At 63.9% G+C, this 22696-nt stretch carries 19 protein-coding genes and 4 pseudogenes; 11 read left to right on the top strand and 12 right to left on the bottom strand.

What is annotated here, in order from left to right:
- Window positions 1-147: 147 nt before the first annotated feature.
- From ybeD to ACPDZI_RS16155, 5 genes and pseudogenes are all read left to right on the top strand, one after another.
- Complete coding sequence (gene ybeD / locus ACPDZI_RS16135; RefSeq protein ID WP_005298227.1) at window positions 148-411, top strand: DUF493 family protein YbeD; 264 nt, start codon at window positions 148-150, stop codon at window positions 409-411.
- Between the two features lie 96 nt (window positions 412-507).
- Window positions 508-1213 (top strand): annotated as a pseudogene (gene lipB / locus ACPDZI_RS16140) (lipoyl(octanoyl) transferase LipB).
- Window positions 1214-1298: 85 nt separating this feature from the next.
- Window positions 1299-2264 (top strand): lipoyl synthase, encoded by a 966-nt coding sequence (gene lipA, locus ACPDZI_RS16145; RefSeq protein ID WP_011707035.1) that lies wholly within the window; start codon window positions 1299-1301, stop codon window positions 2262-2264.
- A 164-nt stretch (window positions 2265-2428) separates the two neighbouring features.
- Window positions 2429-2926 (top strand): GNAT family N-acetyltransferase, encoded by a 498-nt coding sequence (locus ACPDZI_RS16150; protein ID WP_438833476.1) that lies wholly within the window; start codon window positions 2429-2431, stop codon window positions 2924-2926.
- A 138-nt stretch (window positions 2927-3064) separates the two neighbouring features.
- Window positions 3065-3633, top strand: a pseudogene (locus ACPDZI_RS16155) (RBBP9/YdeN family alpha/beta hydrolase).
- A gap of 44 nt (window positions 3634-3677) precedes the next feature.
- Here ACPDZI_RS16155 and nqrE read toward each other — a convergent pair.
- The 6 genes from nqrE to ACPDZI_RS16185 form a co-directional block, all read right to left on the bottom strand.
- Window positions 3678-4277 carry an NADH:ubiquinone reductase (Na(+)-transporting) subunit E gene (nqrE, locus tag ACPDZI_RS16160; protein WP_011707038.1) on the bottom strand — a complete coding sequence of 200 codons (600 nt, stop codon included), beginning with the start codon at window positions 4275-4277 and terminating at the stop codon, window positions 3678-3680.
- A 155-nt stretch (window positions 4278-4432) separates the two neighbouring features.
- Entirely contained in the window at window positions 4433-4744 is a 312-nt protein-coding gene (locus ACPDZI_RS16165) for a hypothetical protein (protein WP_162498573.1), read from the bottom strand.
- Window positions 4745-5062: 318 nt separating this feature from the next.
- Window positions 5063-5566: a GNAT family N-acetyltransferase gene (locus tag ACPDZI_RS16170; RefSeq protein WP_438833477.1), complete on the bottom strand. Its 504-nt coding sequence runs from the start codon at window positions 5564-5566 to the stop codon at window positions 5063-5065.
- 39 nt (window positions 5567-5605) lie between these two features.
- On the bottom strand, window positions 5606-6787 hold the full coding sequence (locus ACPDZI_RS16175) for a MerR family transcriptional regulator (protein WP_438833478.1): 1182 nt from the start codon (window positions 6785-6787) through the stop codon (window positions 5606-5608).
- Between the two features lie 150 nt (window positions 6788-6937).
- Window positions 6938-8668: a single-stranded-DNA-specific exonuclease RecJ gene (gene recJ / locus ACPDZI_RS16180; RefSeq protein WP_438833479.1), complete on the bottom strand. Its 1731-nt coding sequence runs from the start codon at window positions 8666-8668 to the stop codon at window positions 6938-6940.
- On the bottom strand, window positions 8634-9350 hold the full coding sequence (locus ACPDZI_RS16185; protein WP_029299314.1) for a disulfide isomerase DsbC N-terminal domain-containing protein: 717 nt from the start codon (window positions 9348-9350) through the stop codon (window positions 8634-8636). The genes recJ and ACPDZI_RS16185 overlap by 35 nt, the downstream gene beginning before the upstream one ends.
- Window positions 9351-9608: 258 nt before the next feature.
- Here ACPDZI_RS16185 and mscL point away from each other — a divergent pair, with 258 nt between their 5' ends.
- Window positions 9609-10016, top strand: coding sequence for a large-conductance mechanosensitive channel protein MscL (mscL, locus tag ACPDZI_RS16190; protein WP_017409264.1), 408 nt, complete (start codon window positions 9609-9611; stop codon window positions 10014-10016).
- 60 nt (window positions 10017-10076) lie between these two features.
- Here the strand turns inward: mscL and xerD are convergent, their stop codons facing one another.
- Window positions 10077-10976 (bottom strand): site-specific tyrosine recombinase XerD, encoded by a 900-nt coding sequence (gene xerD, locus ACPDZI_RS16195; protein ID WP_438833480.1) that lies wholly within the window; start codon window positions 10974-10976, stop codon window positions 10077-10079.
- Between the two features lie 187 nt (window positions 10977-11163).
- Between xerD and fldB the strand changes: the two genes are divergently transcribed.
- The 4 genes from fldB to ACPDZI_RS16215 all read left to right on the top strand — a co-directional run bounded on the left by fldB (window position 11164) and on the right by ACPDZI_RS16215 (window position 15370).
- Window positions 11164-11682, top strand: a complete 519-nt coding sequence (gene fldB, locus ACPDZI_RS16200) for a flavodoxin FldB (protein ID WP_146062926.1) — start codon at window positions 11164-11166, stop codon at window positions 11680-11682.
- Between the two features lie 305 nt (window positions 11683-11987).
- Window positions 11988-13388, top strand: a complete 1401-nt coding sequence (locus ACPDZI_RS16205) for a TldD/PmbA family protein (protein ID WP_438833481.1) — start codon at window positions 11988-11990, stop codon at window positions 13386-13388.
- Window positions 13388-14728 (top strand): TldD/PmbA family protein, encoded by a 1341-nt coding sequence (locus ACPDZI_RS16210; RefSeq protein WP_438833482.1) that lies wholly within the window; start codon window positions 13388-13390, stop codon window positions 14726-14728. The genes ACPDZI_RS16205 and ACPDZI_RS16210 overlap by 1 nt, the downstream gene beginning before the upstream one ends.
- Window positions 14729-14977: 249 nt before the next feature.
- A complete protein-coding gene (locus tag ACPDZI_RS16215; protein WP_029299311.1) occupies window positions 14978-15370 on the top strand; it encodes a VOC family protein in 393 nt (130 codons plus the stop codon).
- Window positions 15371-15445: 75 nt separating this feature from the next.
- Here the strand turns inward: ACPDZI_RS16215 and ACPDZI_RS16220 are convergent, their stop codons facing one another.
- The 5 genes and pseudogenes from ACPDZI_RS16220 to ACPDZI_RS16240 all read right to left on the bottom strand — a co-directional run bounded on the left by ACPDZI_RS16220 (window position 15446) and on the right by ACPDZI_RS16240 (window position 21184).
- Entirely contained in the window at window positions 15446-16372 is a 927-nt protein-coding gene (locus ACPDZI_RS16220) for a L,D-transpeptidase family protein (RefSeq protein WP_016351698.1), read from the bottom strand.
- A 278-nt stretch (window positions 16373-16650) separates the two neighbouring features.
- On the bottom strand, window positions 16651-17934 hold the full coding sequence (locus ACPDZI_RS16225) for a nucleotide disphospho-sugar-binding domain-containing protein (RefSeq protein WP_438833483.1): 1284 nt from the start codon (window positions 17932-17934) through the stop codon (window positions 16651-16653).
- A pseudogene (locus ACPDZI_RS16230) lies at window positions 17934-18806 on the bottom strand (TauD/TfdA dioxygenase family protein). Before ACPDZI_RS16230 ends, ACPDZI_RS16225 begins: the two are co-directional and overlap by 1 nt.
- 10 nt (window positions 18807-18816) lie before the next feature.
- On the bottom strand, window positions 18817-19791 hold the full coding sequence (locus ACPDZI_RS16235; RefSeq protein WP_219305341.1) for an L-tyrosine/L-tryptophan isonitrile synthase family protein: 975 nt from the start codon (window positions 19789-19791) through the stop codon (window positions 18817-18819).
- A gap of 556 nt (window positions 19792-20347) precedes the next feature.
- Window positions 20348-21184, bottom strand: coding sequence for a patatin-like phospholipase family protein (locus ACPDZI_RS16240; RefSeq protein ID WP_029304266.1), 837 nt, complete (start codon window positions 21182-21184; stop codon window positions 20348-20350).
- A 141-nt stretch (window positions 21185-21325) separates the two neighbouring features.
- Here ACPDZI_RS16240 and ACPDZI_RS16245 point away from each other — a divergent pair.
- A pseudogene (locus tag ACPDZI_RS16245) lies at window positions 21326-22686 on the top strand (endonuclease/exonuclease/phosphatase family protein).
- Window positions 22687-22696: the final 10 nt, after the last annotated feature.

Below are 22696 nucleotides of genomic sequence, written 5' to 3' on the forward strand. Positions count from 1 at the left end.
AGACCGGACCTTGATCCCGGCCTGGGCAATGCCCATATACACTTGAGCAGTGCCCGCCACAGACGGGTAAATGGCGGCCCTGATGGGCCATCGGCCACTAGCCACAAGCGATGAAGTCGTCCCGTGACGACACCAAAAGGTGAGTAAATGAATACCAAGTTTGATGAACTGCTGGAGTTCCCCTGCAAGTTCCCGTTCAAGGTGCTCGGCGTTGCCGACCCGGCGCTGCCGGACATGGTGGTAGAAGTGCTGCAGCAGCACGCCCCCGGTACCTACAGCCCGACCGTGCAGCCCAGCTCCAAGGGCAACTACCACTCGGTCCGGGTCACTGTGACCGCCCAGAGCAAGGAACATATCGAAGCCATGTATACCGCACTCGGTAACATAGAGCTGGTTCGCTACGTCCTGTAAGTCGCCTCTCTCGCCCCGCCACCGGGGCGACTGATTATTTGCCAGCCGGCTGTCGTGGCCGCGCTGGCCGACCCCAGCGCCTGTCAGTGAGGAAAGATGTCACTCCAAACCCCCGCCGAATCACCATCGTCAGCCCCCCGGCTGCTGGTCGAGACAGCTGGGCCGCCGTCCCTACCAGCCGGTATGGGATGCCATGAAGGCCTTCACCGACAGCCGTACCCCCGACACCCCGGACGAGTTCTGGGTGGTGGAGCACGACCCCGTCTACACCCAGGGCCAGGCCGGCAAGGCCGAACATCTGCTCGCCCCCGGCGACATCCCGGTGGTGCAGAGCGATCGCGGTGGCCAGGTGACCTATCACGGCCCCGGCCAGCTGGTGCTCTACGTGCTGGTGGATGTGCGCCGCAGCAAGCTGACGGTGCGCGAGCTGGTGACCTGCCTCGAGACCGCCATCATCAACACCCTGGCCAAGAGCGGGATTGAGGCTTATGCCAAACCCGACGCCCCCGGCGTCTACGTGAAGAACCAGCTCGGCGCCGCGCTGCAGACAGAAGCCAAACTGGCCTCGCTCGGCCTGCGCATCCGCAAGGGTTGCTCGTTCCACGGCCTGGCCCTCAACGTCAACATGGACATGACCCCCTTCCTGCGCATCAATCCGTGCGGCTATGCGGGCATGGCCATGACCCAGACCAGCGCCCTGGGCGGCCCGCAGAGCGTGGCAGAGGCGCAAGCGATGCTGGTGGCCGAACTGGCCAGCCTGATCGGCTATGAGACAATCACGAATACCGAAGAGGCGGCATGAGCGAGCCCATGCTGCCTGGCCATGAGGGCACAGAGATGACCCTGGTGGCTATCAACCAGACAATAACAAACACCGAGAGTGAATCATGAGCAAACCCGTTCGTATGGAGCCGGGCGTCAAGCTGCGCGATGGCGACAAGATGGCCCTGATCCCGGTGAAATTCATGCCGGATCCCAACGAGGAAGTGCTGCGCAAGCCGGACTGGATGCGGATCAAGCTGCCGCCGTCGAGCCAGAAGATCGAGCACATCAAGAGCACCCTGCGCAAGAACAAGCTGCACTCAGTGTGTGAGGAAGCCTCCTGCCCCAACCTGGCGGAGTGCTTCAACCACGGCACCGCCACCTTCATGATCATGGGCGCCATCTGCACCCGTCGCTGCCCCTTCTGCGACGTGGCCCACGGCCGCCCGCTGGCGCTCGATCCGGACGAGCCGAAGAAGCTGGCGCTGACCATCAAGGAGATGGGGCTGAAATACGTGGTGATCACCTCGGTGGACCGCGACGACCTGCGCGACGGCGGTGCCCAGCACTTCGCCGACTGCATCAAGCAGATCCGCGAGCACAGCCCGCAGACCCGCATCGAGATCCTGACCCCGGACTTCCGCGGCCGGATGGAGCAGGCGCTGGAAGTGTTCCGCGAGACCCCGCCTGACGTGTTCAACCACAACCTGGAAACCGCCCCGCGCATGTACCGGGTTGCCCGTCCGGGTGCCGACTACAAGTGGTCGCTGGAGCTGCTGCGCCGCATCAAGGAGATGCACCCCCATGTGCCGACCAAGTCCGGTGTCATGATGGGCCTGGGCGAAACCAACGAAGAGATCGTGCAGGTACTCAAGGACTTGCGCGAGCACGGCGTCAACATGCTGACCCTGGGCCAGTATCTGCAGCCGAGCCGCCACCACCTGCCGGTGAAGCGCTACGTGCCGCCCGCAGAGTTCGACGAGCTCAAAGACGTGGCCATGGGGCTGGGCTTCTCCCACGCCGCCTGCGGTCCCTTCGTCCGCTCCTCCTACCATGCGGACCTGCAAGCCAAGGGCGAAGAGGTGAAATAACCTCGCTCCCCCTGGTCAAAAAAGAGCGCCCCTGGGCGCTCTTTTTTATGGGGCCGGCCGCAGGCGGACGCCGTTCCAGCTGCCGACCACGACCAGCGCCGTTTGCACTCACTTCGCCGCCGGGTTAACGTGAGTCTCCCTTCTCCCCTTGAGTGATCTGCAGGATGCCGACACCGCTTATCCGCTTGCAGCCCATGAGCGAGCAGCACTACCCCGCCTATTGCGCCTGCTTCATCGAGGAGTACGCGCAGGATCTCGCCAGCAACCAGGGCCACGACCTCGCCACCGCCCGCCACAAGGCGGAAGCCTCTCTGCAGCGCTATCTGCCGCAAGGGGTGGCCAGCACCGGCCACCGCCTGCTCTGCATCCTGCCCACAGAGGAAGCGGTTGCCCCCGCCGAGGAGGAGCCACTGGGTTATCTCTGGCACGCCATCGACAGCGACGGCGCCGCCAACTTTATCTATGACTTCTATGTCGCGCCGGCCCACCGCAGCCGGGGGATCGGCAAGGCCGCCATGGCACTGCTGGAAGCCGAGCTCAAACGCAGCGGCATCCACCAGATCACCCTGCGGGTCGCCCACGACAACCCGCGCGCCCTGGCGCTTTACCAGGAGGCGGGCTTCGCCATCACCGGCTACAACATGGCCAAACGGCTGGGTTGAACGCCTTGTCCCGCCCTTGTACTACCCGGACAGGGGCGTGCCACCACCCGGCTGGCGCTGATATGATGAGGCCGCCCCGGCCTGCGTCGCTGCGCACGCCCTGTTTGTTCCCTGTCGCCCCGTTTCAGGATCCTGCTTATGCCACACATCCGCGTCTTCATCGTGCACGGCTATACCGCCTCCCCCCACTCCCACTGGTTCCCTTGGCTCAAGGCACGGCTCGAAGCCCGCGATATCCGGGTCGAGGTGCTGGCCATGCCTGACCCCCACCATCCGCAACCCGCCGCCTGGGACGCCGCCATGGACAGCCTGGTGCGCGATCACGATGAGCGGACCTTTCTCTTGGGCCACAGCCTCGGCTGCATCACCATCTTGCGCCAGTTGAGCCGCCTGCCCGCCTCCTGCCGGGTGGGCGGGATCCTGCTGGTATCCGGCTTCGATCAGCCGCTGCACACCCTGCCTGAGCTGGATCCCTTCATGACCCAGGGTTACGACCCGGCCCACATCATGGCGCTGGCGCCCCGGCGGGTCGTAGTCGCCTCCCGCGACGATGCCATCGTGCCCTATCGCTACTGCCAGCATCTGAGCGAACAGCTGGCCGCACCGCTCTACAGCCTGGAGCATGGCGGTCACTTCCTCGACCGGGACGGTTTTTGGAGCTGCCGCTGGTACACGACCGCCTGCTGGGGATGATCGAAGACCAATAGATAACAAAACGGCCACTTGCGTGGCCGTTGCAACACTCAGCAGGCTAGAGCGAGATGCCGGAAAAAGACATGAAGCCTAGCGACATCAGCCCGGCCACGATGAAGGTGATGCCGATGCCGCGCAGCCCCTCCGGCACATCCGAATACTTCATCTTCTGGCGCAGACCGGCGATGGCGACGATGGCCAGCAGCCAGCCCAGCCCTGAGCCCGCTCCGTACACCACGGATTCGATGAAATCGTAATCCCGCTGGGCCATGAACATCACCCCGCCGAAGATGGCGCAATGCACCGTCAGCAGCGGCAGATAGATGCCGAGCGCGTGATAGAGCGCCGGGAAATGTTTGTCCAGCACCATCTCCATCACCTGCACCAGCGCCGCCAGCACCCCGATATAGACGATGAAATCGAGAAAGCTCAGATCAAACTCGCCGAGGAAGGTACTCTCGGGACGCAGGATATGGCGGTAGATCAGGTTGTTGAGGGGAATGGCGATCACCATGACCACCAGCACCGTCATGCCAAGGCCAAAGGCGGTATTGATGTTCTTGGAAACGGCCAGAAAGGTGCACATGCCAAGGAAGAAGGCCAGCGCCAGGTTTTCGACAAAAATCGAGTGAATAAAGAGGTTTACATAATAATCCATCGGGTCGGCTCACAACGTGTACGGGGCGGGAGCCGCCTTCGCGCCCGCCGGCGGGCAGGCACGAAGACGGTGCAAGGAGGGCACCGGACCGCACGGGCATGCCTTCGCGGCTGACATCAATCAGCGAGGGGGGGAAGACTCGGGCGGACGGGCGCTCAGCAAGCAGCCGGACGCGAGTCGCTGTGGCAGAAACGAAATTGCAGGTGATGGCAGCTCAAGCGCCACCGGTGCAGATAACCGAAGTAGTCGCTCAGTTGCCTGAGATAGATGAGGGGCAGGAAGAACAGCAGGCCGCAGAGCAGGCCGAGGATATCGTGCTGGAACCAGGCCAGCAGCACCTGATAGAGCTCGGCTTGAGCGGCCCCTTCCAGCCGTCGACCCTGCTCGAAGCTGAGTCGCCACTGGCCGCCCGGCGGCAGGCTGACGCTGTTGACAAGCCCAGGATCAGCCGGCTCATGCAACTGCATCGAGGCATCCTGGCCGACCGCGGCCTGACGTACGGCTGCTCCGACCTCTGCCGCAGCGAAGGCGGCAAGCCACAGAAGGCAGGCGATGGCGAGCGCCATCGGCCAGGTAGAGCGTCGGCCAGAGGGTGACAAGCGGGGAGTCCCTTCTTTAAAAGAGAATTCAGCTAGGCCGAATATATCACAATTCATCTTTTTATTGAATTTTAAACCCAGCAAACACCCACCAATTGATACTAAAAACCCTCTTTATAAATAAAGAGGGCAATTAAAAACCACAATAAGAGCAAGGAGCACCCTATTTAGCCCTCACGGTGACCCTCACTCCTGCACAAAGGCCGGGTGGTAGCACACTTCGCCACTGGGTATGGCGGCGCCGAACGAGCGGGCCATGAAGTACTCCGCCGGCACGCCGGGCAGCGTCAACCCCGGCTCGGACACGAAACCGAAACGGCCGTAGAAGCCCGGATCCCCCAGCACCACGCAGCCAGCCGCTCCCATCCCCTTGAGCTCGGCCAGACCAGCCTCCATCAGCCGTGATCCCAGCCCCCTGCCGTGCAGCTCGGGAGAGACCGAAATGGGACCAAGGCCATACCAGTGCGGGCTGCCATCGCTGATGGTCACCGGCGAGAAGCAGAGGTGGCCGACCACCCGCCCCGCCTGCTCCGCCACCAGCGACAGGCTGAGTGCCCCGGCCTGGCGCAGGTCACGCACGATCAGCTGCTCGTTGTGATCGGTATGGGGGGCATTGAGGAACGCGGCCACGGTCAGCGCTTCAATGGCGTCGTGATCGGCGCCTGTTTCGGGCCGAATGATGATGTTCATAGGTTTTCTCCGTTTGTTATCTTGCAATGGATGGCCTGATCAGACTGCCTGCAAGCAGCAGATCACATAGCCATAGCTGCCCAGGTGTTGGCGGTGGATGGCCACTTCCCGGCTCAGATCCTGCCAGGCGGGGCTATCCCCCAGCTCGGCACGGTGGCGCGCCAGATTGCGCTCGATGGGGTCCAGATAGTTGTGCCAGGCCCTTTGCGGCAACGGGGTGTGCCACAGGCAGCGATAACCCGCCTCCTGCACCGTTTTGAGCAGGCCCGTCAGGGTCTGCATGGCGGGATAATCCCGCTGCCAGAACGCCAGCGCCTCCTCTGGCGGCGTGTCCGTCAGCCACACCAGGTCGCTCAACACCAGGCAGGCAGCAGGACCGGCAAGGTACGGCCGCCATGCCTGCAAGGCGTTGGCCACCCCGATGGTGTAGGCGCTCCCCTCGGCCCAGATGAGATCGGCGGGGGCAAGATCTGCCGGCAGCGCCGCCATGTTGGCGCACAGGGTAGTGACATGACTCAGCCCCGCCGCACTGGCGCTACGGGCCACGGCGGCCAGCGCCTCCTCGTCCAGATCGATGGCCACGATGGTGGCGTCCGTCACCTGTGCCAGCGCCAGGGTGGCGGCGCCGCGCCCGCAGCCCATGTCGAGGATCCGGCGAGGCTGGCTGGGCAGCGAGGCAAATTGCTGCTGGGTGAAGAGGCTATCGCCCGGCCCCCAATAGCTCATGCCATCCAGCAGCAGCTTGAAATCCCGGATGTAGCGCTCATGTTCGTTCATGTCTTTGCTGAGCCACTGCAGGTGGTAACGCGCTTTTTCACTGAATCCCTGCTTCATCACCCAGGCAAAGTAAGCCTGCGGGGCTTGATGCTGCAGTTGCCGCTGCCAGGCCTTGAACTCGTCGCCGGAGTGCGCACGCAAACCGGCGAGATCCGCCAGCAGATCCCGGGCGCGTTGCATCCGCGCCAGCTCTTCATCCAGCTCCCTGACCCGGGCTTCCAGCGTTGCCTGCTCCAGCTCGCCCGCCAGGCAGGCGAGGCACTGCTTGAGGCTGAGCCCGCCGGCCTGCAGGGCCTGTACCATCCGCAGCCGCTGCAGATCTTCATCGTCGTAGTGGCGATAGCCGTTGGCGCCCCTCGTTCCCGCAATCACCCCCAGCTTCTCGTAATAGAGCAGGGTGGAGCGGGCGAGGCCGCAGCGCCGGGCCAGTTCGGATATTTTCATGACAACACTCGCTGAGGGGTCCGTGACCCGATGAAGGGAAGCTTAAACTGTGAAGCAATAGACGGGTCAACGACAACATCCGGGTTCATACCATAAAAAAACGGCCACCCAGAGGTGGCCGTCATCGGCAGCAAGAGAGACTCGCGGGAATCAGAGGCCGGCGGCTTCCAGATGCTCCACCAGCAGCTGCACGCTGCGGTTGCCGCGCCACTCGTTGACGTCAAGCCGGTAGACCAGCCGCACCCGCTTGACCGAGGCGTCGGGCCAGCGCTTGAGATCGACCCCGAAGGCGATGGCATCCACCGCATGGCCGGAATCCGTGGTCAGCATCATCTTGAGGTGCTTCTCCCCCACCAGCCGCTGCTGCACCAGCACGAATTCGCCGTCAAACAGCGGCTCGGGAAAGGCCTGACCCCAGGGGCCGGAGGCGCGGATCAGCTCCGCCAGCTCCAGACTCAGCTCATCGGGCAGCAGCTCGCCATCGGTGAGCAACACCCCGGTCAAGAGCTCAGGGGTCACCAGCTCGCCGATGACTGCCTCAAAAGCCCGACCGAAGGCCTCGATATTGGCCTTGGGCAGGGTCAGCCCGGCCGCCATGGCGTGGCCGCCAAACTTGCCCATCAAACCGGGGTGGCGGGTGTCGAGCAGTTCCAGCGCATCGCGCAGGTGCACCCCCGGGATGGAGCGCCCGGAGCCCTTGAGTTCGGTCTCGCTGCTCTCGGCAAACGCGATGACCGGGCGATAGTACTTCTCCTTCACCTTGGAGGCCACCAGCCCCACCACCCCCTGATGCCACTCGTCCCGGTGCAGCACGATGCCGGAGGGCACCTCGCCGTCGCGAAAACGGATCTGCTCCAGGGTGGCGAGCGCCTCCTGCTGCATCCCCTGCTCGATCTCCTTGCGCTCCTGGTTGAGGCTGTCCATTTCGGAAGCGAGCTGGCGCGCCAGGTTGATGTCCTCGCTCAGCAGGCAGGCGACCCCGAGCGACATATCGTCGAGCCGGCCCACCGCGTTGAGGCGCGGCCCCAGCGCAAAGCCGAGATCGGCGGCGCACAGGCGACGCCCGTCGCGGCCCGACACGTCCACCAGCGCCTGGATGCCGGGGCGGCAGCGGCCGGCCCGGATCCGCTGCAAGCCCTGATGAACCAGGATGCGGTTGTTGCCATCGAGCGCTACCACGTCGGCCACGGTGCCGAGCGCCACCAGATCGAGGTAATCCGCCACGTTGGGGGCGCGCAGCCCCTGACGCTCATACCAGCCGCTCTGGCGCAGATGGGTGTTGAGAGCCGCCATCAGATAGAAGGCGACCCCGACCCCGGCCAGCGACTTGGAGGGAAAGTCGCAGCCATGCTGGTTGGGGTTCACTATCGCATCGGCGTCAGGCAGCTCCTGGCCCGGCAAATGGTGATCGGTAACCAGTACCTGCATGCCTGCCGCCTTGGCCGCCGCCACCCCGGCGATGCTGGAGATGCCGTTGTCCACCGTGATCAGGAACTCGGCGCCGCGGGCTACCGCCAGCTCGACGATCTCCGGGGTGAGGCCATACCCGAACTCGAAGCGGTTGGGCACCAGAAAATCGATGTGGCGACCGCCCATGGCGCGCAGGGCCAGCACGCACAGCGCCGAACTGGTGGCGCCGTCGCAGTCGAAGTCACCGACGATGAGAATGCGTTTTTGCGCCGTCAGCGCCTCGGCCAGCAGCGGCACCGCCTGCGCCATGCCGAACAGGCGCTGGGGCGGCAGCAGCGAGCTGGCACTGCGCTCCAGCAGAGCGGGATCTTCAACCCCGCGGCTGGCGAAGATTTGACGAAGCAGCGGGTGCAGGGTGGCGGGCAGATGGGAATCATCAACTCGCGGACGACGACGGATTAGCAGGGGCATTGATGTGATCCAGTATCTTGAGCAGTTGTTCAGGGCTCTGATAACCGCGCACCAGGTCGCCATTTGGCAGGACCCAGCTCGGCAGCGCCTTGATCCCGAGCCACTGGCTCAGGCCGATATGATGGGCAAGGATCTCATTACAGCCGGTCTCAGGCAAACGATCACTGAGATCCAGTGCACCGAACTGCCGGGGATTGCACCAGCGCGCCTGCGCCTCGGCCAGATCGGCAAAGGTGCCGAGCACCGGTAGCAGTTGCACGCTGACCCCTCTCGCCTGCAGGACCGGCAGCTCTTCCAGGGTAGTGCGACAGCTGCTGCAGGCGAGATCGGTGAACAGGGTGACGCGATGGCGCTCCTGCTCGGCCCGCAGCTGTACCCGCCGCTCGCCGATCTGCGCCAGGGCAAGTTGCCGCTGCTGACGCAGCCCCAGCATGGTGAGGTTTTTCATGTCGTGGGCCAGATCCAGCATGGTACCCTGCAGCACATAGTCGCCCCTGGCATCGGTATAGAGCAGCCCCTGGGCGGTGCCCAGCATGTAGAGACCGGGCATGGGGGTCTCGTCCACCAGATAGACCTGTACCCCGAGCCGTTGCTCTATGGTCTGCTTCAACAGTTGGGGATCCATCCCCGCGCTGGCGGCAAAAGAGCCCAGCAGCATCATTCCCAGCAGTAAATACTTCACTCTTTTACTCACTTGGCATGAACGAATGGACTCACAAGGTAACTCAGTGAATATTCTCTCCTCAACCGCTTAATTACTGATTGATTAATAAGTGGGGCCGCAAAAAATCCCGATCTGACAGGTTGCCAATCGGGCAAAGGCCCAGCAAGCTAACCGGGACGACAGGAAACACGACGGTCATCCTCTGTTTTCCTGAAGCTTTATTATTCAAATACCGGTGCGGCACTGGCCGTACCTTGCCCATTTTTGGAGGGGAAAATGAGTCTGATTCAAGAGTTCAAGGCCTTTGCGTCCAGAGGCAACGTGATCGACATGGCGGTCGGTATCATCATTGGTGCCGCCTTCGGCAAGATAGTCTCCTCCTTCGTTGGAGACGTGATCATGCCGCCCATCGGCCTGATCCTGGGGGGCGTGGACTTCAGCGACCTCGCCGTGACCCTGAAGGCCGCCGAGGGGAGCACCCCGGCCGTGGTCATCGCCTACGGCAAGTTCATCCAGACCATCATCGACTTCCTGATCATCTCCTTCGCCATCTTCATGGGGCTGAAGGCCATCAACACCCTCAAGCGCAAGCAGGAAGAGGAAGCCGCCCCGGCCGGCCCGACCAAGGATCAGGAACTGCTGACCGAGATCCGCGATCTGCTCAAATCCCAGCAGGGAAAATAAGCGCCAGCTCCTGTCGTGTATTCGAAAAAAAACCGCCTTCTGGCGGTTTTTTGTTGCCGGTCAGGCGCGCGGATGGTGCTGGCCGTGCAGCGCCTTGAGCCGCTCGTTGGCCACGTGGGTATAGATCTGGGTGGTGGAGAGATCAGCGTGGCCCAGCAGCATCTGCACCACCCGCAGATCGGCGCCGTGGTTGAGCAGATGGGTGGCGAAGGCGTGGCGCAAGGTATGGGGGGATAGCTCGCCGTTAATCCCGGCCCGCAGGGCATAGAGCTTGATGCGATGCCAGAAGGTCTGGCGGGTCATCATACGGGCCTGCTTGGAGGGAAACACCACATCCGAGCTGGTGCCGCCGAGCAGCAGGGTGCGGGCCTCCCGGTAGTAACGCTCCAGCCAGTGCACTGCCTCCTCCCCCATGGGCACCAGTCGCTCCTTGTTCCCCTTGCCGACCACCCGCACCAGCCCCTGGCGCAGGCTGACATGCTCGGCGGTCAGCCCCACCAGCTCGGAGACCCGCAGCCCGGTGGCGTAGAGCAGCTCGAGCATCGCCTTGTCCCGCAGCTCCAGCGACTCGTCCACCAGCGGCGCTTGCAGCAGCGCCTCCACCTCGGCTTCGCTGAGATCCGATGGCAACTTCTTGGGCAGCTTGGGCCCCTCCAGCAGCACGGTGGGATCGTCGCTGCGCAGCTTCTCCCGGTTGAGGTACTGATAGAAACGGCGCAGGGCCGACAGGAAGCGGGCCGTGCTGCTGGCCGCAAACTGCTGGTCCACCCGCCAGGCGAGATAGTGCTGGATGTCGTCCAGCCCCGCCAGCAGCAGGGAGCCACCCTGCTCGTCGAGCCAGAGGGAGAATTTTTCCAGATCGGTGCGATAGGAGCTGACCGTGTTGTCGGAGAGACCCCGCTCCAGCCAGAGGGCATCCAGAAACGGCTCGATCAGGGGATGGGATTCAGACTTGCTCATGGTGCGCCGCGCTCAGGGAAAACATGGCCCATTGTAACGTGCCGACCCACCGCGGCCGCAAGTTGCCGTTGTCCATCGCCCGCCAGGCGATGAAGCGCGCCGGCCAATCTGCTAGACTGACGCCCTCCCCCGGGCGCCACCCTGCGGTTGCCCGCTCCCATTGCCGACTGCGATCAAGAGAAGAGCGATGAAGATAGGTTTGTTTTACGGCTCTACCACCTGCTACACCGAGATGGCCGCCGAGAAGATCCGCGCCCTCATTGGCCCCGAGCTGGTCGATCTCCACAACATCAAGGATGTGCCCCTCACCCTCATGCAGGAGTACGACATCCTGATCCTGGGCATCTCCACCTGGGACTTCGGCGAGCTGCAGGAAGACTGGGAATCCCGCTGGGAAGACATTCAGGATGTCGAGCTGGAAGGTCGCATCATCGCCCTGTTCGGCCTTGGCGATCAGCTGGGTTACGGCGAATGGTATCAGGATGCCCTCGGCCTGCTGCACGATCAGCTGGTCCCCAAGGGAGTCAAGCTGGTGGGCTACTGGCCCAACGAGGGTTACGAGTTCGATGCCTCCAAGGCGCTGATCGACGATGGCCGTCACTTCGTCGGCCTGGCGCTCGACGACGCCAATCAGTACGACCAGACCGAATCCCGCATCGAGCAGTGGGTTGACCAGATCCTGAGCGAGATACACGAGCTGCTCTGAAGCAGGGTTGCCTGACACCAGTGGCGATGGCCCCCAGCCATCGCCCTCTCCCCACACGGCATGACGACGAAGGCCTGGTCAAAGGCCCCTTGATTGAACAAACGTCAGCGGCGACGCTTCACTGACTGCCGGCGGCCGGGTTTCGGGCCGCCGGGCGCATAAATCGCACCGATTTTCTCAATCGGTATCATCGCATGACGCTATAGCGACTTTTTTGTGCTGGTCTGCAACAATGGAAACGGTACCCCATAACAATCAGAGCCGGGTATCGGAAGCAAACGGACAGACCAGAATAAGGAAATTCTATGACCCCATTCTCCCTGTTGGCCCCTGCCATCGCCCGCGACGTGCTCGATCACGCGCTGGCGCTGGGTGCCGACTTCGCCGAGCTGTTTGTGGAGCGCAAGCGCCGCAGCCAGCTCAGCCTGCTCTCCAGCCAGATAGAAAACATCAGCGGTGGCCTCGATTTCGGCATCGGCGTGCGCCTGTGCTACGGCCACAAGGTGCTCTACGGCTACACCAACCTGGCCAGCCGCGATGAGCTGTTGCGCATCGTCAGCCTGCTGGCGGCCAAGGACCGGCGTGACCCCGTAGTGGCTGCCACCGCCTTCGATTTCAGTCGCCTGAGCGATCGCAACCCTGTGGCCCTACCGCTCTCAGCCGACAAGTTGCTGGAACAGAAGATTGCCTACCTGCACACCATGGATGCCGCGGCCCGCGCCGAGAGCACCAAGGTGAGCCAGTTTGCCGGCAACGTGCTGGGCTGGGAACAGGAGGTGGAGATCTTCAACAGCGAAGGGGTGCAGGTGAGCGATCGCCGCCACTACAACCGCATCATGGCCCAGACCATCGCCGCCCTTGGCAGCGAACAGAGCGTTGGTTACGAAGCCCCTGGCGCCATGATGGGCTGGGAACACGCCGCCGGCGTGGATCCCCGCGAGCTGGCCCTCACCGCTACCCGCCAGGCGCTGGTGAAACTGGGCGCAGCCCCCTGCCCGAGCGGCAAGCTGCCGGTCATCATGGAGAGCGGCTTTGGCGGCGTCATCTTCCACGAGGCGTGCGGCCACCTGCTGGAGACCACTTCGGTGGCCAAGAAGGCCTCGGTGTTCCACGACAAGATGGGCCAGCTCATCGCCAATCCGGCGGTCAGCGCGGTGGACGAGGGGCTGCAGGGCAACGCCTGGGGTTCCATCAACGTCGATGACGAGGGAATGGCGACTCAGCACACCCAGCTCATCAAAGATGGCGTGCTCACCGGCTTCCTGGTGGACCGGATGGGGGCCCTGCGCACCGGCTACGCCCGTACCGGTTCCGGGCGCCGCGAATCCTACAAGTTCGCGCCGGCCTCGCGCATGCGCAACACCTACATAGAGCCGGGCAATCACAGCCTGGACGAGATGCTGGCAACCGTGGAGCACGGCATCTATGCCAAGCGGATGGGAGGGGGCTCGGTGCAGCCCGGCACCGGCGAGTTCAACTTCAATGTGCAGGAGGCCTACCTCATCGAAGGGGGCAAGATCACCCGGCCGCTCAAGTCGGCCACCCTGATCGGTACCGGCCCGCAGGTGCTCAAGGAGATCTCCATGGTGGGGCGCGATCTGGCCCTCTCCGCCGGCATGTGCGGATCGGTCTCCGGCTCAATTCCGGCATCCGTCGGCCAGCCGCCGCTCAAGGTTGACAGCATTCTGGTAGGGGGGAACGCCTGATGAGCCAACTCGACATGAACCAACTACTGACCCGTTTGCTGGACCAGGTCGCCGATCTCGGTGCCGAGGCGGACATCATCGCCAATCAGGACAAGGCCTTCTCCCTCAAGGCCGACAAGGGCGAACTCAGCGAATACAAGGTCACCAGCAGCCAGCAGATCGGCATTCGGCTGATAAAAGAGGGCCGGGTCGGCATCGCCTATTCGGAATCCCTCGACGAGTCGGCGCTGGCCGCCATGCTGCAGGATGCGCTGGATGCCAGCCGCTTCGCCAAGGTAGACCCGGATCAGACCATCGCCGTGCAGCAGAGCCGGCTCGCCACCGACTGCGCCGAAATCAATCAGCCCGACACCACCCCCGTGGAGGAGAAGATTGCCTTGGCCCTGCGCCTCGAGTCGGACATGCTGGCGCTGCCGGACGTGACCGGCGCCCCCTACAACAGCTTCTTCGAGGGAGAGGGCCGGCTGTGGCTCGCCAACAGCCAGGGCAGCCTCTGCCAGCATCAGGCGTTCAGCGTCGGCTGCTATAGCTCCGCCCTTATCGAGCGCGACGGTCGTCAGTCCATGTTCTCCCAGGGGCAGTATGAGCGCCGCTTCGATGCGCTGGACAGCCAGACCCTCATCCGCCAGATCCACGCCGTGGCCGACGGCCTGCTGGCGGGTGACGCGGTGCCGAGCGGCCACTACAGCGCCATCTTCGACACCAATGCCCTGGCCAGCCTGTTCGGCTGCTTCCAGGCCGCGCTGTCGGGCAAGTGGGCCCAGCAGGGGATCAACCCCTGGCGCGACAAGCTGGGCCAGTCGGTTGCCTCCCGCTGGCTCACCCTGGAGAGCCGGGCCTATATGCCAGGCGGCATGCACATCAAGGCCTTCGATGGCGAGGGTGCCCCCACCCGGGATCTGCTGCTGATTGGCGAAGGGGAGCTCAAAACCCTGCTGCACAACAGCGCCACCGCCCACCACTTCGGTCTGGCCAGCAACGGCTCGGCGGCGCGCAGCACCCGCAGTGCGCTGGATGTCAGCCCGCGCCACCTGGTGTTCGGGCTCGGTCCCCACAGCGAGGCCGAGGCGCAAGGCGGCGAGTACCTGGAGCTGGTCAAGCTGGACGGCCTGCACTCCGGCGCCGATGCGGTGAGCGGCGACTTCTCGTTCGGCGCCTCCGGCTTCCTGTGTCGGGACGGCGTGCGGGTTGCGCCGGTGCGCGGCATCACGGTGGCGGGCAACTTCTATCGCCTGCTGGGTGAGCTGGAAGCGGTCGCCAACGTGCTGCACCACGACGATGGCAAGAGCTTCTATGCCCCGCTCATCCGTTTCGGCGGGCTGAGCATTGCAGGCAAGTAACCGCCAATGGATGACCAGGAGCATCATGCTCCTCCATTCATCCGCTTCGGCGGGCTGAGCATTGCAGGCAAGTAACTATATATCGAGGAAAAAACCTCCAGCTTCCCACCCGAAAGCGGCGCCATCAGGCGCCGCTTTTTTCGCTCTGGCGCCCCTCATGGGCCGCTCCTAACCTCTAGGAAGCTGCCTGCGAGCTGCCGCCAGAGGCCGTCAGCAAGGAACAGAGCCGCCGGTCGCATCGGCCGGAACATGCTGGAGATCACCAAGATGGACAATACCCTGGTTTGGGCCGACATTCCGACACGGGATCTGGATCGCGCCATGGCCTTCTACTCGGCCCTGCTCGACGTGCCGGTCACGCCGATACAGGAGGAGATCCGCTTCGCCATGTTGCGCCACGATGGCAACAACGCGGCGGCCTGTCTCGGCCCCATGGACAAGTACCACCAGCCGGGGCACACGGGCCCCCTCATCTACCTCGCCCTTGGCCAGCGCCTACAGGAGGCCGAACAGCTGGTGCCCAAGATCGGCGGACGGGTGCTCGAGCCCCTGCACAGCATCGGCAGCGGCCATGGCTCCCGGGTCATCATCGAAGATAGCGAGGGCAACTGGCTGGCCCTCTATGCCCCTCCCGCCAGCTGATAACCGGTGACAGAGCCAGAAACAACAACGGCGACCTCATGGTCGCCGTTGTGCATTGGCCAGTCTTCCCGGTCATCAGACCTGCGGGTTGAGACGGGTCGGCATGCCGGTACGCTGTTCCAGCACCTGCTTGACCACATTGGAGTCGCTGTCCATGTGGGCGATGAAGCGGGTGGTGGCCGGGGTCATGGGCAGCGGCACGGAGGCGGTGGAGTTGAACTCCTCCTCGTTGCGTGACAGCGGCTCGTGCACTTCCATGTAGCGACCGCCATCCGGCTCGACCGTGGTCTTGACCGGCTGGTTGACGAACTGGACGCGAGTGCCGACCGGCACGTTGTCGAACAGGTACTTGATGTCGTCGGCGCGCAGACGCACGCAACCGCTGCTCACCCGCAGACCGATGCCGAAGGTGGCGTTGGTGCCGTGAATGGCATACAGGTTGCCGATGTAGAGCGCGTGCAGGCCCATGGGATTGTCCGGACCGGCCGGCCAAACCGCCGGCAGGGTCTTGCCCTGGGCGGCGTAGCGGCGACGGATGTTCTCGGTCGGGGTCCAGGTCGGGTTGGCGCGCTTGCGCTCCACCTTGGTGATCCAGTTCTCCGGGGTGTTGACCCCCAGCTGGCCGATGCCGATGGGCAGCACCTGCACCACGTTCTTGCCTTTCGGGTAGTAGTAGAGACGCATCTCCGCCACGTTGATGACGATCCCTTCGCGGGGAGCGTTGGGCAGGATCAGCTGATGGGGGATGACCAGTTTGCTGCCCGCCTTGGGCAGGTAGGGGTCGACACCCGGGTTGGCTTCCATGATGTTGGTCAGACCCAACTGGAAGTCGGAGGCGATCTGCTCCAGCGGACGGTTGTCCGCGGGTACCACGTACTCCTGGTTCTCACCGATCAGACGGCTGTTGGCTGCAGGCAGCTGGTATTCAACGGCGGCGGCCTGCTGGCTGACCAGCGCCAGAGTACATAAAAGAGCCGAAGCGGCAGTGCGAAGGGGATTCATAAAATTCCTGTGTGGTTTCCTGTACCAAGTTGGCCGACGGCCATTTCATCCTCGGTCTGGCCCGTGACGAGTCACCTTGCGTCCGAGGTCGATTACCGAGCGCGCATTCTTTCCTGAGTCGGCCAAAAATTCAACGTCGGGATCGCTCTTTTTGCATGAAAAAGCGCATCCGGCGCCGCTGACGCCGCCTCTTGTCACCCTGGCCACCCTAGCAGCCACAAACTGAGCGCAAGCTGAACAACAGGGAGGCCATCGAGCCCCCCTGTTTCATCACGGGATCACCCTTGCCCGCCGAGCAGGGCGGTGACCGCCCCGGCGATGGCGGCGCGGGCATCGAGCGCAGCCATCTCGTCGGCCAGCAGCTGGGCCCTGGCCCGATAGCGCGGCTCGTGCACCAGCTTGCGCACCGCCGCCGCCACCGCATCCGCCGTCGGCTCGTTGCTGTGCAGATTGATGCCGGCGCCGCTCCACGCCACCCGGGTGGCCACCTCCGCCTTGTCCTCCCCGGTGCCCGCCACCACCAGCGGCACCCCGTGCGCCAGCGCGGCCTGCACCGAGCCATAACCGCCGTTGGTCACCAGCACGGCGGCGCGGGGCAGTGCCAGCTCGAACGGCACGTGTTCGGTGACGATCGCATTGGCCGGGACGGCGGCGCCCAGCCGCGCCGGATCCCGCCCGCCGGTGGTCAGCAGCAGTTGCAGCTCGTCGCCGGCCAGCCCCTGCATGGCCGGCAGCAGCAACTGCCCCAGATCCACGTTGGCCAGGGTGCCCTGGCTGACGATGACCAGCGGCCGCTCATCGAGCTGCTCCCACCAAGGCGGCGGCGTCAGCTCAATCCGGGGTGGCAGCAGCGGGCCGACATAGCGGATCACCCCCTCCAGCTCCGGCCGCTCGTATTCAAAGCCGGCGCAGGAGAGCTGCAGGAAGGCATCGGGCGCCGTCACCATCACATCGGTGAAGGGGGCCGTCAGCGGCGGCGCCCCCGCCTCGGCCAGCGCGGCATCGAAGCTCTGCTGTACCTCCCTTTGCAGTTGCCGGGTCGGCTCGTCGAGCCAGGGCAGCTCGCCAAGGGAGCGGCGCAGCTCGGGGGGGATGCGCGGGCCGTAGAAGATGGCGTCCGGACTCGAGAAGGAGACCGGGTTTACCCCCAGCATCAGGATGGGAAGGTGCCGACCGCGCCCCTGCTGCAACAAGGGCAACACACCGTAGAAGCCGTTCTCCACCAGCAGCAGATCCACCCTCTCCGCCGCGATCAGCGCCCGCAGATGGCGGTCGTGCTGCGCCATGGGGGCGGCGAAGAAGCGTTTGAGTGCCAGCGCCATCTGGGCGGTGCCGCTCAGGCTGGCCCGCTCGGGAAAATGCCGCTCCAGCGCCCGGTAGTCAAAGTCCACCTCGGGGGTGAAGGGCACGAATTCGGCACCGGTTGCGCGGATGCGCTGCTCGAACAGGGCGCCGCACAGCATCAGCACTCTATGCCCCTGCGCCACCAGCAGACGGGCCGCCGCCAGCATGGGATTGACGTGGCCCGGGGTGGCGGTGGCCGCCAACAAAATGGTCGCCATCACGCCGCCCCTTGCGGCGCCAGCGCCGGGTTGAGGCAGACCGGGCTGGCCTGGATGTGGACCCGCTGGATGTGGCGGGCCGAGCGGGCGGTGAACCCCTCGCGGCCGTGCAGCAGGCCGAGGTTGTCGGCGATCACCACGTCCCCCCTTGCCACTGGTGGGCATAGAAGTAGCGTGGGTCGTAGAGCCGCTGGTGCAGATCCTGCAGGAAGGCAGCCTGCTCGGCCGGTGCCACCCCCTCAATCTCGAGGGCATGCTGGTTGAGAAAACGTACCCCCTCGCGCGGCGGCTCGTTGTAGCGCAGCACCGTCTCGCCGCTCACCGGGTGGGGCACCAGCAGCGGCGAGCGCACCTGGCCGCCGTAGTGCACCACCTGCTTGATGCGATAGGTAATGTGCACCTGCTCCCAGCGGGCCAGCCGCTCGCCGTCGAGCTCGGTGAGCAATTGGCGGGTATTGATGAAGGTGGTGCGCCCCCTTCGTCCGCCGCCGGGGCGTGCACGCAGTGAAACAGCTGGAACTCGGGCAGGGTCGGCTTGTACATGCCGTCCCAGTGCAGCGGCACATAGCTGGAGTCGAAGATGTGGTCGGTGGCATTCTCGTGCTCCTTTACGTCCAGCACGGCGCCGAAGGGCCACATCATGATCTCCCCCACCCCTCGCCGTAGCGGGTCAGCCGCTCGGGTTCGGTGAAGCCGGACTCGAACCCGCGCAGGATCAGCACGCCGTGGCGGCGGGCCAGCTCGCGCAGCGCCTCGATAGCCAGGCTCTGCACCGGCTGGGCGTTGCGGGCCGGTTCAATCAGCAGGCCGAACGGGGCCTGTGGCAGGATGCGGCAGCGCTCGCCGCCGAGGGTAACGATGGATGCAGTCATGGGAAACTCCTCAGGCGGCGGCCTGCTTGCCGTTGATCAGGTAGTGGCTCGGACGGCCGTGGATATGGACCAGCTCATGCTCCATCGCCAGCACGTCGCGCCGCTTCATCAGCACGAACTGGCCATCCAGATTGGCCGCCACCCCGTGCCAGGGGGTGAGCCAGTCATCCCGGGTCGGCAGCATGTGGATGCCCATCTTCAGGCTGTGACTCGCCTGGGGGTGGATGGAGAGGCGGATCGCCTCGGGGAAGCGCTCCGCCAGCAGGTTGCCCCAGGCACGGCTGCGCTGGATCACCGCATGGGTGCGCGCCTTGGCATCCCGCTGCAGCGCCGTGTTGGAGAGCGGGGTATCCGGCAGCTGGCTGTCTTCATAGAGGAAGCGGGTCATGGCGCGATAGAGGCGAATGCCCTCCTCGGTGCTTCTCACCTCTTCCGTGATCTGTGCCAGCGGCTCGGCATAGCGCTCCACCAGCTGTTCGCGCAGGGTGTCGAAGTCGCGGCTGGCGCAAAACTCGGCCATGCCCGCCACCATGCCTAAGTGGAAGACCCCGAGGTGGGTCGCCCCCAGCTCCAGGATCAGCTGCTCGATGTGGGCCTGATAGGCGTCGATGGCCGGGTCCGCCACCCGGATGAGGTCACCGAACACGTGGCCGTCCGAGCAGATGAGGATCCGCATGCCGGGCGCGTAGTGCAGCTGAATGCGCTGGCAGAGGTGGTTGAGAAAGCTGAGGGAGAGCCGCTCCGCCATGTCCGGCAGGGTGCCCAGCACCTTGTTCGGATTGGGCGACTTGGTGGGAAAGGCGGGCAGCACGCAGGTGATGGTCTCGCCACGCTCGATGAAGACCTGCAGACGGGGGATCTGGATGGCGGCCACCTCTGCTTCCTCCTGCTGCAGACCCAGAATGGGATCGGGGAAGCGGCGGCGATAAGGCAACAGCTCGGCAAATATATTTTGGGCAATATGATGGGAAGATAAACCACTCATTATTCCGGCTCCTTTGGCAAGATTAAAATCAATAAAGATGACTCTTTATCAATGCGTCCAGTCTCTGTCGTTATTATTTTTGTATCCGTTTGCTACCCAAACGAATCGAGAGGGGACAGTAGCCGAGATGAAGTCAGGCTATCAATTCGCCATTGATGTAAACAGATTCAACCCGCAGCGAATAATCTATTTCGCATAAGTTATGTTGAGCTATATATATGAATATAAACAAATTTCATTTAAATAAATGCGTATCAAATATAACCAGTCAGAAAAGTTCCCCGGTCGCTTTATTATTAAGTCACAAATTGACTCGTGGATTATTTAGCACAGCTTAATAGTCATATTTTTTCATGGTGGCAATCCTGACCATTTCGCTGTAAATATCGCAAATAATTATCCAGCTACATATTAAGCAGACGAACAGAGAGCAGCCACCGCCGCGCAAGAGGGGGAATGACCGGGCGAAATGACGCGTCACAGACCTGCTGCGCCATCGCCATGCGCTTTCATGGTGGCGATCCCGTTCGGGGCCGCAACTGTACGCAGAGCGCGCCTAAGCGCTCCCTAGATAGTCGAGGGCCGCCTGCCAGCCCATCTGGTAACCCTGCTCCAGCCGTCCCCGGTCGGTGGTCATGCGGCCGACCCGAAAACCCGCCGGCGGCACTATGACCCGGATGCGGCAATCGGCCGGCGGCTGGCGGATGAAGTCGATGGCATCGTTGTAGCTTTGATGACGCGACAGGCTGGCGCGAGCCAGGGCCGGCGTCTCGCGCAGCAGGTAGCGATGCAGGGCGGGCAGGCGCGGCGCCCGCTTGCGATACCCCAGCGGGCGGGAGAGCACCACAGTGATGTCGCGCGCCCCCTGCTCATAGGCGTGACGCACCGGAATGGAGTCCGCCACCCCGCCATCCGTCATGGCCTCCCCGTCGATGCGCACGAAGTCCCGGTAGACCAGCGGCACCGAGCAGGAGGCCTTGATCTGCTGCTCCAGCTCGGCGGCGTTGGCCTTGAGGTAGGCGGCCTGGCCGTCCGCGACCCGGGTGGTCACCACGGTCAGCGGCACCGGGTTGGCGGCAAAGCGCGCCAGATCTAGCCGGCATTCGCGGATGGTAATGGCCCACAGCCAGTCGAGATCGAGCCAGTGGCCGCCGCGCAAGAACTTGGCCAGGTTGATGAACTCGGGACGGCAGGAGTAGTCGGTGATGACGTTGTGGTTGCGCCCCTGCTGACCGGCCAGAAAGGCCGCCAGATTGACCGCCCCGGCCGATACCCCGATACAGTGATCAAACGCCGTGCGGCCCTTGGCCAGAAACGCATCCAGCACCCCGGCGGCGAAAATACCGCGCATGGCGCCCCCCTCGACCACCAGGGCCGTCTGTCGCCGACTCATCTCGCCTCCCCGTTTTGCTCTGTGAATGGTCTCACACTTTGGCCCATTCAGAACCCGGCTGCCGGGCCGGGATCCCTATAATGGGCACGCCTTCGCTCCCCATGAGCAAGGTATAACTTATTGATGCTACGGAATATTACAATGAAAAATATCAGCAAATCCCTACTGGCCGCTGCCATTTCCCTCGGATTGATGGCAGGCTGTAACAGCCAAAATGACTCCGAGACCCCGACCCCCATGGTTCGCTTCGCTACCTTCAACCTCTCCTTCGATCGCACCGCAGCCGGCATGCTCGCCGGTGAACTGGCCCTCAGTCGCACCGAACAGGATGCCCTGCTGGCCCGCCTCGCCGACGGCACCTTGAGCGGCGCTGAGAAGACCAAGGCCCTCGACGTGCAGCAGATCCGCAACATCGCCGAAATCATCCAACGCACCCGGCCAGACGTGTTCCTGCTCAACGAATTCGACAATGACGGCAAGGGCGCCGACACCACGGACCTCAAAGCCTTCAACGACAACTACCTGGCCCACGCCCAGCACGACGAGGTGAAGGCCATCAGCTACCCGGTGCTGCAGAACTTCGCCACCAACACCGGCCTGATGAGCGGCCATGACCTCAACCTGGACGGCAAGATCAACAACGGGCCGGACGACGCCTGGGGCTTTGGCAACTACCACGGCCAGTACGCCTTCGCCGTGATGTCCCAGTACCCCATCGATACCAAGCAGATCCGCACCTTCCAGAAATTCAAGTGGAAGGACATGCCGGGCGAAACGAACCCCGTCATCGACGACTGCAACAATGCCAAGGCGCCGATCCCGGCCGCCGCCAGTGCGGCGATGCCTGGTATGACGATGCCGCCTGGCAGGCCTTCCCGCTCTCGTCCAAGAACCACGCCGACGTACCGGTGCGCATCAAGCACGGCAACAAGGAGGAGGTGATCCACTTCCTCATCTCCCACCCGACCCCGCCCATCTTCGGCAACGCGGCGCGCCACAACGTCAAGCACAACCGGGCCGAAGTCGCCTTCTGGCAGGATTACGTGGAGACCGCCAGCTACATGGTGGATGACGCCGGCAAGGCCGGTGGCCTGCCCGCGGGCGCCAAGTTCGTCATCGCCGGCGATCTCAACGCCGATCCCCAGATTGGCGATGGCGACCTGACCGCCATTCAGGATCTGCACAACCATGTGCTGGTCAACCAGGCCGTCACCAACGGCACCCTGATCCCGGTCAGCCAGGGCGGCCCCGAGTGCCTCGCCAGCCAGCCGGATCAGTGCAAGCGCAACAACAGCCGCCCCACCCCGGAGCGCATCACCAGCAGCAGCGGCCTGCAGCTTGACCACGTGCTGCCCTCCGCCAACCTGAACGCGGTCGCCTCCGGCGTGTTCTGGCCAGCCAGCTTCGAGCCGGGCTACCACCTGGTGTACGACGCCAAGCTCGGCATCGCCAAAGGCGTTAGCTCGGATCACCGCCTGGTGTGGGTCGACTTCAAACTGTGACAGTGACGCA

Origin of the sequence: Aeromonas oralensis, assembly GCF_049665575.1 — a bacterium.
GTDB lineage: Bacteria > Pseudomonadota > Gammaproteobacteria > Enterobacterales > Aeromonadaceae > Aeromonas > Aeromonas hydrophila.